The organism is Kineococcus gurbantunggutensis (assembly GCF_050871925.1).
Taxonomy (GTDB): Bacteria; Actinomycetota; Actinomycetes; order Actinomycetales; family Kineococcaceae; genus Kineococcus.
In genome coordinates, this window is record NZ_JBJLSG010000147.1 from 1 (window position 1) to 12,508 (window position 12,508).

The 12,508-nt window shown below is 76.0% G+C and carries 15 protein-coding genes and 4 tRNA genes; 13 read left to right on the forward strand and 6 right to left on the reverse strand.

The window, feature by feature from the left end; translation table 11 throughout:
* The first annotated feature begins 172 nt into the window (after window positions 1–172).
* Window positions 173–1,060, forward strand: a complete 888-nt coding sequence (htpX, locus tag ACRYR7_RS20380) for a zinc metalloprotease HtpX (protein WP_432573943.1) — start codon at window positions 173–175, stop codon at window positions 1,058–1,060.
* A 51-nt stretch (window positions 1,061–1,111) separates the two neighbouring features.
* Here htpX and ACRYR7_RS20385 read toward each other — a convergent pair whose 3' ends face one another.
* On the reverse strand, window positions 1,112–2,068 hold the full coding sequence (locus tag ACRYR7_RS20385; protein ID WP_432573944.1) for an alpha/beta hydrolase family protein: 957 nt from the start codon (window positions 2,066–2,068) through the stop codon (window positions 1,112–1,114).
* A 16-nt stretch (window positions 2,069–2,084) separates the two neighbouring features.
* The gene (locus ACRYR7_RS20390) at window positions 2,085–2,576 is read right to left on the reverse strand and encodes a YajQ family cyclic di-GMP-binding protein (RefSeq protein WP_432573945.1); all 492 of its coding nucleotides are present in this window, start codon (window positions 2,574–2,576) and stop codon (window positions 2,085–2,087) included.
* A gap of 98 nt (window positions 2,577–2,674) precedes the next feature.
* On the opposite strand from ACRYR7_RS20390, the gene ACRYR7_RS20395 reads away from it, so the two are divergent.
* The 8 genes from ACRYR7_RS20395 (at window position 2,675) to ACRYR7_RS20430 (ending at window position 6,596) form a co-directional block, all read left to right on the forward strand.
* Window positions 2,675–2,756: transfer RNA gene (locus ACRYR7_RS20395), tRNA-Tyr, on the forward strand.
* An 84-nt stretch (window positions 2,757–2,840) separates the two neighbouring features.
* Window positions 2,841–2,912: transfer RNA gene (locus ACRYR7_RS20400), tRNA-Thr, on the forward strand.
* Between the two features lie 33 nt (window positions 2,913–2,945).
* Window positions 2,946–3,018: transfer RNA gene (locus ACRYR7_RS20405), tRNA-Met, on the forward strand.
* Window positions 3,019–3,165: 147 nt separating this feature from the next.
* Window positions 3,166–3,333, forward strand: a complete 168-nt coding sequence (gene rpmG, locus ACRYR7_RS20410) for a 50S ribosomal protein L33 (protein ID WP_012085006.1) — start codon at window positions 3,166–3,168, stop codon at window positions 3,331–3,333.
* Between the two features lie 20 nt (window positions 3,334–3,353).
* Window positions 3,354–3,815, forward strand: coding sequence for an FAS1-like dehydratase domain-containing protein (locus ACRYR7_RS20415; RefSeq protein WP_432573946.1), 462 nt, complete (start codon window positions 3,354–3,356; stop codon window positions 3,813–3,815).
* Window positions 3,812–4,237 (forward strand): MaoC/PaaZ C-terminal domain-containing protein, encoded by a 426-nt coding sequence (locus ACRYR7_RS20420; RefSeq protein ID WP_432573947.1) that lies wholly within the window; start codon window positions 3,812–3,814, stop codon window positions 4,235–4,237. Before ACRYR7_RS20415 ends, ACRYR7_RS20420 begins: the two co-directional genes overlap by 4 nt.
* Window positions 4,234–5,481, forward strand: a complete 1,248-nt coding sequence (locus ACRYR7_RS20425; RefSeq protein ID WP_432573948.1) for an MFS transporter — start codon at window positions 4,234–4,236, stop codon at window positions 5,479–5,481. The genes ACRYR7_RS20420 and ACRYR7_RS20425 overlap by 4 nt, the downstream gene beginning before the upstream one ends.
* Window positions 5,478–6,596, forward strand: a complete 1,119-nt coding sequence (locus ACRYR7_RS20430; RefSeq protein WP_432573949.1) for a UDP-N-acetylmuramate dehydrogenase — start codon at window positions 5,478–5,480, stop codon at window positions 6,594–6,596. The genes ACRYR7_RS20425 and ACRYR7_RS20430 overlap by 4 nt, the downstream gene beginning before the upstream one ends.
* Here ACRYR7_RS20430 and ACRYR7_RS20435 read toward each other — a convergent pair.
* The 4 genes from ACRYR7_RS20435 to ACRYR7_RS20450 form a co-directional block, all read right to left on the reverse strand.
* Window positions 6,562–6,954, reverse strand: a complete 393-nt coding sequence (locus ACRYR7_RS20435; RefSeq protein ID WP_432573950.1) for a GntR family transcriptional regulator — start codon at window positions 6,952–6,954, stop codon at window positions 6,562–6,564. The two genes, ACRYR7_RS20430 and ACRYR7_RS20435, sit on opposite strands and share 35 nt — an antisense overlap.
* On the reverse strand, window positions 6,951–7,868 hold the full coding sequence (locus tag ACRYR7_RS20440) for a hypothetical protein (protein WP_432573951.1): 918 nt from the start codon (window positions 7,866–7,868) through the stop codon (window positions 6,951–6,953). Before ACRYR7_RS20440 ends, ACRYR7_RS20435 begins: the two co-directional genes overlap by 4 nt.
* A 40-nt stretch (window positions 7,869–7,908) precedes the next feature.
* The gene (locus ACRYR7_RS20445) at window positions 7,909–8,970 is read right to left on the reverse strand and encodes an adenosine deaminase (RefSeq protein ID WP_432573952.1); all 1,062 of its coding nucleotides are present in this window, start codon (window positions 8,968–8,970) and stop codon (window positions 7,909–7,911) included.
* Window positions 8,971–9,046: 76 nt separating this feature from the next.
* On the reverse strand, window positions 9,047–10,279 hold the full coding sequence (locus ACRYR7_RS20450; RefSeq protein WP_432573953.1) for a pyridoxal phosphate-dependent aminotransferase: 1,233 nt from the start codon (window positions 10,277–10,279) through the stop codon (window positions 9,047–9,049).
* A 118-nt stretch (window positions 10,280–10,397) separates the two neighbouring features.
* On the opposite strand from ACRYR7_RS20450, the gene ACRYR7_RS20455 reads away from it, so the two are divergent.
* From ACRYR7_RS20455 to rplK, 4 genes are all read left to right on the forward strand, one after another.
* A tRNA-Trp gene (locus ACRYR7_RS20455) sits at window positions 10,398–10,470 on the forward strand.
* Between the two features lie 99 nt (window positions 10,471–10,569).
* Complete coding sequence (secE, locus tag ACRYR7_RS20460) at window positions 10,570–10,797, forward strand: preprotein translocase subunit SecE (RefSeq protein WP_166609996.1); 228 nt, start codon at window positions 10,570–10,572, stop codon at window positions 10,795–10,797.
* Window positions 10,798–10,859: 62 nt separating this feature from the next.
* Window positions 10,860–11,837, forward strand: a complete 978-nt coding sequence (gene nusG / locus ACRYR7_RS20465) for a transcription termination/antitermination protein NusG (protein WP_432573954.1) — start codon at window positions 10,860–10,862, stop codon at window positions 11,835–11,837.
* 166 nt (window positions 11,838–12,003) lie between these two features.
* On the forward strand, window positions 12,004–12,435 hold the full coding sequence (rplK, locus tag ACRYR7_RS20470) for a 50S ribosomal protein L11 (protein WP_432573955.1): 432 nt from the start codon (window positions 12,004–12,006) through the stop codon (window positions 12,433–12,435).
* The last annotated feature ends 73 nt before the right edge of the window (window positions 12,436–12,508 follow it).

The window sequence follows — 12,508 nt, forward strand, 5'->3', positions numbered from 1 at the left end:
GAGGTCCCCGCGTCCTCAGACTGCACCCCGCCCCCGCGGGCCCCCCCCCCCGCGCGCCCGGCCCCCGCCCGCGCCCCCCCCCCCCCCCCCCCCCCCCCCCGCGGAACGCTCCCGGCGCGCGGCGCGTTGCACCGGTGCCGGACGTGGAGCAGGGGGAGGACGAGAGCACCGCATGCACCGTCACTACAACGGCCTGAAGACCGCGGTCCTCTTCGGGGCGATCTGGGCGGTCCTGCTCCTGCTGGGCGGGCTGCTGGCCTCGGCGTTCCGCGCGCCCGGGCTGCTGCTGGTCTTCGCGGCGATCGGCGTGGCGACCTCCGCCTACGGCTACTGGAACTCCGACAAGCTGGCCATCCGCGCCATGCGCGCCCGGCCGGTGTCCGAGGCCGAGCAGCCGGGCATGTACCGGATCGTGCGGGAGCTGTCCACGCGCGCCCAGCAGCCGATGCCGCGCCTGTACGTCTCGCCCACCATGGCGCCCAACGCCTTCGCCACCGGCCGCAACCCCGACAACGCCGCGGTGTGCTGCACCGAGGGCATCCTGCAGCTGCTCGACGAGCGCGAGCTGCGCGGCGTGCTCGGCCACGAGCTGCTGCACGTCTACAACCGCGACATCCTCACCTCCTCGGTCGCCGGGGCGCTGGCCGGCGTCATCACCTCCGTGGCCCAGTTCGCCCAGTTCGGCGCCTTCTTCGGCGCCGCGGGCGGGCGCGACGAGGAGGGCCGGGGCAACCCGATCGCCGTGCTGCTGCTGTCGCTGGTGGCGCCGCTGGCGGCCAGCGTCATCCAGCTGGCGATCTCGCGCACCCGCGAGTACGACGCCGACGAGGACGGCGCTCGCCTGACGGGCGACCCGCTGGCGCTGGCCTCGGCGCTGCGCAAGCTGGAGATGGGCACCCGGCAGCTGCCGCTGCCGCCGGAGCGAGAGCTCGTCAACGCCAGCCACATGATGATCGCCAACCCGTTCCGCGGGCAGGGCTTCAGCCGGCTGTTCTCCACCCACCCGCCGATGGCCGAGCGCATCGCCCGGCTGGAGGCGATGGCCGGCTACCGCCGCTGACGCGCGTCCGCGGGGCCCCACCGCCCTGGGGCGGCGGGGCCCCGCGCGGCGTCAGGCCAGGACCTCCTCCAGCCGGGTGCGCACGAGCGGCCACACCGTGCCGGTGGGGTCCAGCACGTCGTTGTGGCCCACGCCCTCGGGCATCACCAGCTCCACCTCGTCGCCCGCCCCGCGCGCGGCGGCGGCGAACCCGCGGGCCTGGTCCGGGGTGACCGTGGTGTCCCCGGTGCCGTGCACGACGAGCGCCGGCACGCCCAGCGGCACCAGGCGGGTGGGGTCGCCCACCGCGTAGCGCTCGTCGACCTGCTCGGGGGTGCCCCCGAAGACGTTGGTGACGTTGGGGTCCTGCCCCTCGCCGCCGATCGCGGTGGGGTGCAGCACCCCCGAGGCGCTGGCCAGGAACGCCGGGCGCACCCGCGGGTCCGCGCCGGGCGCACCGGGGGGCAGGCGGTGCCGGGCCGCGGCCCAGCCGGCCAGGTGCCCGCCGGCGCTGTGCCCGAACACCGCGATCCGCGCGGGGGGCACCCGCAGGTTCTCGGCCACCTCCGCGGCGGAGTCGACCGCGGTCGCCAGGTCGGTGAAGGTGCTGTCCCAGCCGCCGCCGCCGCCCACGCCGCGGTAGTCGGCGTTGAGCACGGGCCAGCCGCGCCCGACGAGGTCGGCCACCAGGGACAGCACGTCGGCGCGGTCGACCTCGTCGAGCCAGGCGCCGCCGTGGACGAGCACGACGAGGGCCCCGCGCCGCTCGCCCGGCGGCAGCCACAGGTCGCTGACCTGGCGCGGGTGGGGGCCGTAGCGCACCTCGGTGCGCCAGCCGTCCTGCAGCTCCTCGCGGCTCAGCGCGGCCGTGGCGTCCGGCGAGGGCGTCGTCGCGGGGGCGGTGGGGGAGGCGCTGCTCCCGGTGGGGTCCGGCTCGGCCGGTCCGGGGCCACCCGAGCAGCCGGCCAGCGCCAGCGACGCGGCGGCGCCCAGCAGGGAGCGGCGCGCGGGGCGCCGGGGGGTGCTCACGGGCGGTGCCCGCCGCTCAGCGGTAGTTGACGAACTGCAGGGCCACGTCGAGGTCGGCGCCCTTGAGCAGGGCGATGACCTCCTGCAGGTCGTCGCGGCTCTTGGAGGTCACGCGCACCTCGTCGCCGGTGACCTGGGTCTTGACGGTCTTCAGGCCGCTGTCGCGCACGATCTTGCCGATCTTCTTGGCGACGTCCTGCTCCAGGCCCTCCTTGAGGGTGGCGGTGATCCGGTACTCCTTGCCGGAGGCCGCCGGCTCGGAGGTGTCCAGCGCCTTCAGCGACACCCCGCGCTTGATCAGCTTGGTCTGCAGCACGTCGAGGACGGCCTTCACCCGCTCCTCGGAGCTGGCGACCATGAGGATCGACTCGCCGCTCCACCGCACGGAGGCGTCGGTGCCCTTGAAGTCGTAGCGCTGGGAGATCTCCTTGGCGGCCTGGTTCAGGGCGTTGTCCACCTCCTGGCGGTCGACCTTGCTGACGACGTCGAACGAGGACTCGCTGGCCACGTGAGCTGTTCCCTCCGGGTGCGGTTCGTGCGGCCGGTTCGTCTCGGCCGCTGGACCTTGCTATCCTCTCACTCGCACCTGGTCCTCCAGGAGCACCTGGCGGGTTGCCCGAGCGGCCAAAGGGAGCGGATTGTAAATCCGCCGGCATTGCCTTCGTTGGTTCGAATCCATCACCCGCCACGTCGCGAGCGCGACCCGGGCCCGGAAACGGGCTCGGGTCGCGGCGTGTAGGCTGAGCCTCACGTCGTGCGAGCGGCGAGCAGTGCCCCGATAGCTCAGTGGTAGAGCACTTCCTTGGTAAGGAAGAGGTCTCGAGTTCAATCCTCGATCGGGGCTCTCAGCGTCGGCGGGCCGCCCCCGCCGACGCGCGGCGGAGTAGCTCAGTTGGTAGAGCAAGCGGCTCATAATCGCTGTGTCGTCGGTTCAAGTCCGGCCTCCGCTACGGACACCGCAGTCAGCACGAGCGGCCGCCCCTCGGGGGTGGCCGCTCGTGCTGCGTGGTGGCCCGTGCGCTCGGTCACGTACCCTGGACGCGATCGCGGCGCTCCGTCGCCCGCACGACCCCAGAAGCAGGAAGAGGCACCCCGCCGTGGCCAAGACCACCGACGTCCGCCCCAAGATCACCATGGCTTGCACCGAGTGCAAGGAGCGGAACTACATCACCAAGAAGAACCGGCGCAACGACCCCGACCGGCTCGACCTGGCCAAGTTCTGCCCGCGCTGCGGCAAGAAGACCACGCACCGCGAGACCCGCTGACCCGGGCTCCGTCCGCCGCAGTGACGTCCGTCACCGTCGACGAGTCCTTCCAGGGGCGGGTGTACCCCGCCTCCGGGGCCACCGTCGTGACCGCCGACGCGGTCCGGGCCTTCGCCCGGGCCGTGCGGGCGGTCCACCCGGCCCACCACGACCCCGACGCCGCGCGCGCCCTCGGGCACGCCGACGTCGTGGCCCCGCCCACCTTCGCCGTGACGCTGGCCCAGCGCGCCGACGCGCAGTTCGTCACCGACCCGGCGGCCGGCATCGACTACTCCCGCGTCGTGCACGGCGAGCAGTCCTTCAGGCACCACCGGCCCATCACGGCCGGTGACGAGCTGACGGCCGAGCTGCACGTGGACCGCGTGCGCGTCGTGCGCGGCAACGCCATGGTCACCACCCGCACCGAGCTGCGCCTGAGCGACGGCACGCCCGTGTGCACGGCCGTGTCCACCCTCGTCGTGCGCGCCCCGGAGGAGCAGTGAGCACCGTCCGCTTCGACGACGTCCGCGTCGGCGACGCCCTGCCCGCCGCCCGCCACGAGGTGACCCGCGCGGACCTGCGCGCCTACGCCGAGGCCTCCGGGGACCGCAACCCCATCCACCTCGACCAGGACGTCGCGCGCGCCGTGGGCCTGCCCGACGTCATCGCCCACGGCATGCTCACCATGGGCCTGGCCGGGCAGGCCGCCGCCGACTGGGCCGGCGACCCCGCCGCCGTCGTGGAGTACGGCACGAAGTTCACCGCCCCCGTCGTGGTGCCCGCCGAGGGCGCGGCCGTCGTCGAGGTCGCCGGCACCGTCGCCGCGCGCGACGAGGACGCCCGCACCGTCACCGTGGACCTCGCCGTCACCAGCGCCGGCGCGAAGGTCCTGGGGCGCGCCCGCGCCGTCGTCCGGCTGCCGTGAGCGGGGACGCCCCCGCCGCCGGCGCCGACCGCACCGGGCTGCGCGCCCGCACCGCCGTCTACGCCGTCTTCATCCTCAACGGCTTCGCCCTCTCCTCCTGGATCGCGCGCATCCCCTCGGTGCGCGACGCGCTCGGGCTGAGCCAGTCCGCGCTGGGCCTGGTGCTGCTGTGCGGCTCCATCGGCGCGGTCGCGGCCATGCCGGTGGCCGGCGCGCTCGTCATCCGCCTCGGGCGGGTGCGCACCGTCACCGCGGGGGCCTGCGCCGTCACCGCCGGCCTGCTCGTCACCGCCCTGGGCGTGGACGGGCTCGCCAGCCCCGTCGTCACCGCGGCGGGGCTGCTGCTGCAGGGGGCGGGCACCTCCACGTGGGACGTGGCGATGAACGTCGAGGGCGCCGCGGTCGAGCGCCGCCTGAACCGCTCGATCATGTCCCGCTTCCACGCCGGCTTCAGCTTGGGCACCGTGCTGGCCGCGGGCCTGGGCGTGCTGCTGCTCGCCGCGGGCGTGCCCACCTGGGCGCACCTGGCCGGCGCCGTCGCCCTGGCCCTGACCGGTGCGCTGGTGGCGGTGCGCTCCTTCCTGCCCGAGCGCGAGCGCCCCGCCGACGGCTCCGCCGAGCACCACCCCGGCGTGGGGCTGCGCCGCGCCTGGCGCGAGCCGCGCACGCTGCTCATCGGCCTGATGGTGCTGTGCATGGCGTTCGTCGAGGGCACCGCCAACGACTGGCTGGCCCTGGGGCTGGTCGACGGCTACGGCGTCAGCCACACCGTCGGCGTGGCCGGCTTCGCGGTGTTCGTGGTGGCCATGACCGTCGGGCGGGTGCTCGGCCCGCTCCTGCTGGAGCGCTTCGGCCGCGTGGCCTCGCTGCGCGGGTGCGCGGCGCTGGCCGTGGGCGGGGTCCTGCTGTTCGTGCTGGCCCCCTCCCTGCCGCTGGCCGTCCTGGGCGCCGCCGCCTGGGGCGTGGGCGCGGCCCTGGGCTTCCCGCTGGGCATGAGCGCCGCCGCCGACGAGGAGGCCAGCGCCGCCGAGCGCGTCAGCGTCGTCTCCTCCGTGGGGTACGCCGCCTTCCTGGCGGGCCCGCCGCTGGTCGGCTTCCTCGCCGAGCACGTGGGCACCCTGGACGCCCTGCTGGCCGCGGCCGCCGCCTCCGCCGTGGCGCTGGCGATCTCCGGCGTCGCCCGCCCCCACGCCGCGGGCGTCCCCGTCGGCGCCCCCGCCCGATCCGGGAGCACCCCCTCGTGAGCACGCAGACGCCCCCCGCCGCCGCGCCGACCACCGGCCCGCTCATCGCGCCGCTGACCTCGCTGCACGTGGGCGGCCCGGCCCGCCGGCTCGTCGTGGCCCGCACCGAGGCCGAGCTGGTCGAGGCGGTGCGCAGCGCCGACGCCGCCGGCGAGCCGCTGCTGCTGCTCGGCGGCGGCTCCAACCTCCTCGTCGCCGACGCCGGCTTCGACGGCACCGTCGTGCAGGTCGCCACCTCCGGGGTGCGGCTGGGCTCGGAGGACGCCTGCGGCGGGGCGGTGGTCACCGCGGCGGCGGGGGAGCGCTGGGACGCGCTCGTCGCGCGCGCCGTCGCCAGCGGCTGGTCCGGCGTGGAGGCGCTGTCCGGGATCCCCGGCACCGTGGGCGCCACCCCCGTGCAGAACGTCGGCGCCTACGGCCAGGACGTCTCGCAGACCATCGCCACCGTGCGCACCTGGGACCGCGTGGAGGACCGCCAGCGCACCTTCGCCGCCGCGGACCTGCGCTTCGGCTACCGCACCTCCCGGCTGAAGACCGAGCGGGTGGCGCTGGCCGGCGCGCACCCCGAGAGCCGTTACGTCGTGCTCGAGGTGACGTTCCAGCTCCCCCTGGACGACCGCTCCGCCCCGGTCGCCTACGCCGAGCTGGCCCGCCGCCTCGGCGTGCCGGTGGGCGAGCGCGTGCCGATGACCGAGGTGCGCGCCGCCGTCCTGGCGCTGCGCGAGGGCAAGGGCATGGTGTGGGACGAGGCCCACCTGGACGACCGCGACACCTGGAGCGCCGGCTCGTTCTTCACCAACCCGGTGCTGACCGCGGCCGAGGCCGCCGCGCTGCCCGAGGACGCCCCGCGCTACCCGGCGGGCACGGGCGCCGACGGCGAGCCGCTGGTGAAGACCAGCGCGGCCTGGCTCATCGAGCGCGCCGGCTTCGGCAAGGGCCACGGCGCCCCCGGCCCGGCGACGCTGTCCACCAAGCACGCGCTGGCGCTCACCAACCGCGGCTCGGCGCGCGCGGAGGACCTGCTGGCCCTGGCCCGCGAGGTCGCCGCGGGCGTGCGCGAGCGCTTCGGGGTGCGCATCGTCAACGAGCCGGTGCTCGTCGGCTGCTCGCTCTGAGCAGCGCGCCGCGCACCACGTCCAGCACCTCCTCACCCTCCAGGCCCGCCTGCAGGGCGCGCTCGACGTACCCCTCCGCCGCCCAGCGGACCTCCTCGTCCACCGGCGGCGCGGCGGCGGTCACGACCGTGCCGGTGCGCCGCCGCGAGGCGACCAGCCCGGCCAGCTCCAGCTCCCGGTAGGCGCGCTGCACGGTGCCCAGCGCCAGGCCCAGGTCCGCGGCCAGCGCCCGCGCCGCCGGCAGCCGGTCGCCGGTGCGCAGCGCCCCCGTCGTCACCAGCGCGGCGACCTGCCGGCGCAGCTGTTCGTAGGCGGGCACGGGGGAAGCGGTGTCGACGAGGACGCGCAGCCCGCTCACGCGGCACCGGCCGTCGCGCGGTGCCGCCGCAGGCCGCGGGCGGGCCGGAACAGCACGGCGAGGGCGACCGGGACCAGCAGCGGGCCCGTCCACAGGGCCGCGTCCGCCGCCACCCGCCAGCCCAGCGCGGGCTCCGAGGTGCGCCACGCGCCCTCGGCCACCTGGTAGGTCCCGCCGAGCTGCCCGCTGACGCCGGCGGCGAAGAGCAGGCCCGCCAGGGTCAGCACGGCGGCGGCGGTCGAGGTGCGCAGCACGCGGTGCGCTGCCACCCGGCGCAGCGCCGCGTCGGTGCCCTCGTCCGCTCCGGGCACCGCGGGACGAGCGGGCACCCGGTGCAGCACCGCGGCGGTCAGCACCGCCACCGCGAGTCCCGCGGCGGCCACGGGAGCCGCGAGGGCGTGCCCGGGGAAGGTCGCGGCGCTCCAGACCGCAACGCCGTCGGGGGACCTCCACTCCACCGAGCGCCCGTCCGGGGCGCCGAGCGCGCTGCCGAGCGCGCACACCGCGGCGAGCAGCAGCCCCGCGGCGAGCGCACCGCCCAGCAGGCCCGCCGGCACCCCGTCGCGCACGGAGCGCACCAGCAGCCGGGCGCCGCGCACCCGGGCGGTGGGCCGCGGCCACGTCGCCTCGGCGGTCAGGGCGACGGCGGCGTGGACGGCCGCGGCCGTGAGGGGGAACACCGCCACGAGGCGCTCGTCGTGCGCCCAGCGGGCGCCGGCCACGCAGGCGGCGGCGGTGCCCAGGGCGGCGGCCGCGGCGAGCGCGCTCCACGCGTCCCCGCGGCGGCGGGCGCCGGCGACGGGGGCGGTGAGCTCGGCGGCGGGCACGCGGTGGTGCACCGCCAGCGCCGTCGCGACGGCGACCAGCACCAGGCTCAGCAGCAGCGGGAGCCCGAGGGCGAGACCGGCGAACACGGCGACCTCCATGACCGATTGACTCGACTCATTGAGTCAATCACGTCGCGGCGGCCCCCGTCAGCCCTTCCGCTGTCCCCGGCGCGGTCGCCAGCCAGTCGTCCACCTGCGCGTGCAGCACCCGCTTCGTCGCCGCCGGCGCGCGCGAGGCGCTGATCGAGGCCTTGGCCAGCTCCGCCAGCGCCGCGTCGTCCAGGCCGTGGTCCTCGCGGGCGCTGCGGTACTGCGCCACCAGGCGCGGGCCGAAGAGCAGCGGGTCGTCCGCGCCCAGCGCCACGGTGGCTCCGCCGTCCAGCAGCGCGCGCAGCGGCACCGCCGCCAGGTCCCCGTACACGCCCAGCGAGACGTTGCTCGCCGGGCACACCTCCAGGGCCACGCCCGCCTCCACCACCCGCGCCAGCAGCCGCGGGTCCTCCGCGCAGCGCACCCCGTGGCCCAGGCGGTCCGGGTGCAGGGCGGCGAGCGTCTCGCGCACGTGCGCCGGGCCCAGCAGCTCCCCGGAGTGCGGCACCGAGGCCAGGCCGGCGCGCCGGGCGATGGCGAAGGCCCCGGCGAAGTCCGCCGTGCTGCCGCGCCGCTCGTCGTTGGACAGCCCGAAGCCGACGACCGCGCCCGGCCCCTCCCCGGCGTACCGGGCGGCCAGCCGCGCCAGGGTGCGCGCGTCCAGCGGGTGGCGCACCCGGCTGGCGGCCACGACGACGGACACCGCGGTGCCGGTCAGCGCCGTGGCCTCCCGCGCGGCGTCGAGCACGACCTCCAGCGCCGGGGTGATGCCCCCCACGTGCACGGCGTAGGAGGTGGGGTCGACCTGCAGCTCCAGCCAGCGCGAGCCCTCCGCGGCGTCGTCGGCGGCGGCCTCGAGCACCACGCGCCGCATGTCCCCGGCGGTGCGCACGCACGCGCGCGCGGCGTCGTAGAGGCGCTGGAAGCGGAACCAGCCCCGCTCGTCCGGCGAGACCGAGACCAGCCGGTGCCCGGACAGCGCCGCCGGCAGGCGCACGCCGTGCTGCTGCGCCAGCTCCAGCAGCGTGGCCGGGCGCATGGACCCGGTGAAGTGCAGGTGCAGGTGGGCCTTGGGCAGCGTCTCCAGCGGGCGCGTCACGATCGGCGAGTCTGCCCGCGCGGGCACCGGCGGCGCGCGCCGAGGGGTGGCGGGGGCGCCCCGCCGCCCCCGGCGCTCAGCGGACCTCGGCCAGCAGGCGCTGCACGCGCCCGACGCCCTCCTCCAGGTCCGCGTCGGCGAGGGCGTAGGACAGGCGCAGGTAGCCGCTGGGCCCGAACGCCTCGCCCGGCACGACCGCCACCTCCGCCTCGGTGAGGATCAGCTCGGCCAGCCGGGCGGAGGAGGTGATCTCCTGGCCGCGCAGCGTCCTGCCGATGAGCGCCTCCACCGAGGGGTAGGCGTAGAAGGCGCCCTCGGGCAGCGGGCACCGCACGCCCTCGACCGCGGAGAGCATCTCGGTGATCCGCCGCCGGCGGCGGTCGAAGGCCTCCCGCATGGCCGCCACGGCGCTCAGGTCGCCGCTCAGCGCGGTGAGCGCGGCGACCTGGGAGACGTTGGCGACGTTCGAGGTCAGGTGCGACTGCAGGTTGGCCACGCCCTTGACGACGTCGGCGGGCCCGATCAGCCAGCCCACCCGCCAGCCCGTCATCGCGTAGGTCTTGGCGACGCCGTTGAGCACGACGCAGCGCTCGGCGAGCTCGGGGACCTCCACGGGCAGCGACGCCGCGCGGCGGCCGTCGTAGACGAGGTGCTCGTAGATCTCGTCGGTGACCACCCACAGGCCGTGCTCGTCGGCCCAGCGCCCGATCGCGCGGACCTCCTCGGGGGAGTAGACGGCGCCGGTGGGGTTGGAGGGGGAGTTGAACAGCAGGACCTTGGTGCGCGGGGTGCGCGCGGCCTCCAGCTGCTCCACGGTGACCTTGTAGCCCTGCTCGATGCCGGCGAAGACCTCCACGGGCACGCCGCCGGCGAGCCGGGCGGCCTCCGGGTAGGTGGTCCAGTAGGGGGCGGGCAGCAGCAGCTCGTCGCCCGGGTCCAGCAGCGCGGCGAAGGTCTCGTACACGGCCTGCTTGCCGCCGTTGGTGACGAGCACCTGCGAGGGCTGCACCTCGTAGCCGGAGTCGCGCAGCGTCTTGGCGGCGATCGCCTCGCGCAGCGCGGGCAGCCCGGCGGCGGGGGTGTAGCGGTGGTTGGCCGGGTCGGTGCAGGCGGCGGCGGCGGCGCGCACGACCGCCTCGGGGGTGGGGAAGTCCGGCTCGCCGGCGCCGAAGCCGATGACGGGCCGGCCGGCGGCCTTGAGCGCCTTGGCCTTCGCGTCCACGGCGAGGGTCGCGGACTCGGCGATGCCGGCGACGCGGGCGGACACGCGGGTGCTGGTGGGGGCGCTCGGAGCGGACACGACCCCCATCCTGGCACCCCGCGCTGCGGGGCGGTTCGACTCCGCGGCGTGTTCTCGCCTAGAGTGTCGGGTGGCGGGTCCGTCCCGCCGAGGTGGAGCGTGCCCCCCGGGGCGCGCCGAGCCGCTCAGGGCAGTGGCGCAATTGGTAGCGCACCGGTCTCCAAAACCGGCGGTTGTGGGTTCGAGTCCCTCCTGCCCTGCGAGCACCACCCGCGTTCCCCCGGGGACGCGCCCGCCGTTGCGCGCAACGGCCAGCACCAGGCGAGTCGAGCACCGGAGTCGGTGGGGAGCAGGTCGACGTGAGCGAGACGAAGGCCGCGGACCGTGCGGCGGCCAAGCGCCGCGGCGGCGTACTGCTCTTCCTGCGCCAGGTGGTCGAGGAGCTGCGCAAGGTCGTCTGGCCGACCCGCCGGGACCTGCTGAGCTACACGGGCGTCGTCCTGGTCTTCGTCGTGGTGATGATGCTCTTGGTGTCCGTCCTGGACTACGGCATCGGCAAGCTCGTCCTGCTGGTGTTCGGGTCCTGACGGACGGCGGCGCACCGCTGCGGTGCGCGGAGTCCCCAACCCGAAGGAAGCAGGTCAGCACCGTGTCGCAGCAGTGGGGTCCCGACGACGCCCCGGAGGGCGACGAGCCGTTCGCCGCGGAGCGCGACGAGGTGTTCAGCGCCGCGGCCGAGCCGTCGCCCGTGCCGCTGGGCGAGTACGAGGACGAGCGCCTGGAGGCGGACGCCTCCCTGACGGGCTACGACGCCGAGGACGTGCGCGAGCAGGTCGAGGCGGACGACGAGGCGCGCGCCGAGCAGGCCGTCGACACCCCCGACCTGCCGCTGCCCGACGCCGTGGGCGCCGCCGAGGGCGAGGAGGCCGGCGACCTCGACGCCGCCGGTCCCGCCGACGGCGACCCGGTCGGCGGGGCCGAGGGGGTCGCGGGGGCCGACGACGACGACGTCGACGAGGCCGAGGAGTTCCGCAAGAAGCTGCGGCGCATGCCCGGCGAGTGGTTCGTGATCCACAGCTACGCCGGCTACGAGAACCGCGTGAAGACCAACCTCGAGACCCGCATGACCAGCCTCAACATGGAGGACTACATCTTCCAGGTCGAGGTGCCCATGGAGGAGGTCGTCGAGGTCAAGAACGGCCAGCGCAAGAACGTCCGCCGGGTGCGCATCCCCGGCTACGTGCTGGTCCGCATGGACCTGACCGACGAGTCGTGGGGCGCCGTGCGGCACACCCCGGGCGTGACGGGCTTCGTGGGCAACACCCACCAGCCGGTGCCGCTGTCGACCGACGAGGTCTTCTCGATGCTGGCCCCGACCCTGCAGGCCAAGCCCAAGGCGGGCGCCGCCGGCGGCGCCGCGGCCCCGGGCGGTGCGGTGGCCGCCGCGCCCCGCGTCGTGGACTTCGAGGTCGGCGAGTCCGTCACGGTCATGGAGGGCCCCTTCGAGACCCTGCCGGCGACCATCTCGGAGATCTCCGCCGACCGCCAGAAGCTCACCGTGCTGGTGTCGATCTTCGGGCGCGAGACGCCCGTGGAGCTGAACTTCAACCAGGTCGCCAAGATCTGACGGCGCCCCGCGCCCCCGAGCGAGCCCCCGGCCCCCGCGGCCGGGGGCTCGCTCGCCGTGCGCGCACCCCGCGCGCCGGCGCGTAGACTGGACGACGGCCTCAACCCGTCGTCGCCCGATCCGCGGGCACCGATACGGCCACCCCCAGCCTGAGAAGGGATCGCGCATGCCCCCCAAGAAGAAGGTCGCCGGCCTCATCAAGCTCCAGATCAAGGCCGGTCAGGCCACGCCGGCCCCGCCGATCGGCCCCGCGCTCGGTCAGCACGGCGTGAACATCATGGAGTTCTGCAAGGCGTACAACGCCCAGACCGAGGCGCAGCGCGGCAACGTGATCCCGGTCGAGATCACGGTCTACGAGGACCGCTCCTTCACCTTCGTCACCAAGACCCCGCCGGCCGCGGAGCTCATCAAGAAGGCCGCGGGCGTGGACAAGGGCTCGGGCGAGCCGCACGTGAAGAAGGTCGCGAACCTCACGCAGGCCCAGGTGCGCGAGATCGCCGAGCAGAAGCTGCAGGACCTCAACGCCAAGGACGTCGACATGGCGGCCCGCATCATCGCCGGCACCGCCCGGTCGATGGGCATCACCGTCTCCGACTGACGACCCCCTCGCGGGGGGGGCCGGCCCGGCGCCCCCCCCCCCCCTCGCGCGCGCCGCCCGCCCCCCCCCGACC

Excerpts from the sequence above, each read along its gene's own strand:
- htpX (WP_432573943.1), top strand. The coding sequence starts at position 173 with ATGCACCGTCACTACAACGGCCTGAAGACCGCGGTCCTCTTCGGGGCG.
- ACRYR7_RS20450 (WP_432573953.1), bottom strand. The coding sequence starts at position 10,279 with ATGGGGGTCGTGTCCGCTCCGAGCGCCCCCACCAGCACCCGCGTGTCC.
- rplK (WP_432573955.1), top strand. The coding sequence starts at position 12,004 with ATGCCCCCCAAGAAGAAGGTCGCCGGCCTCATCAAGCTCCAGATCAAG.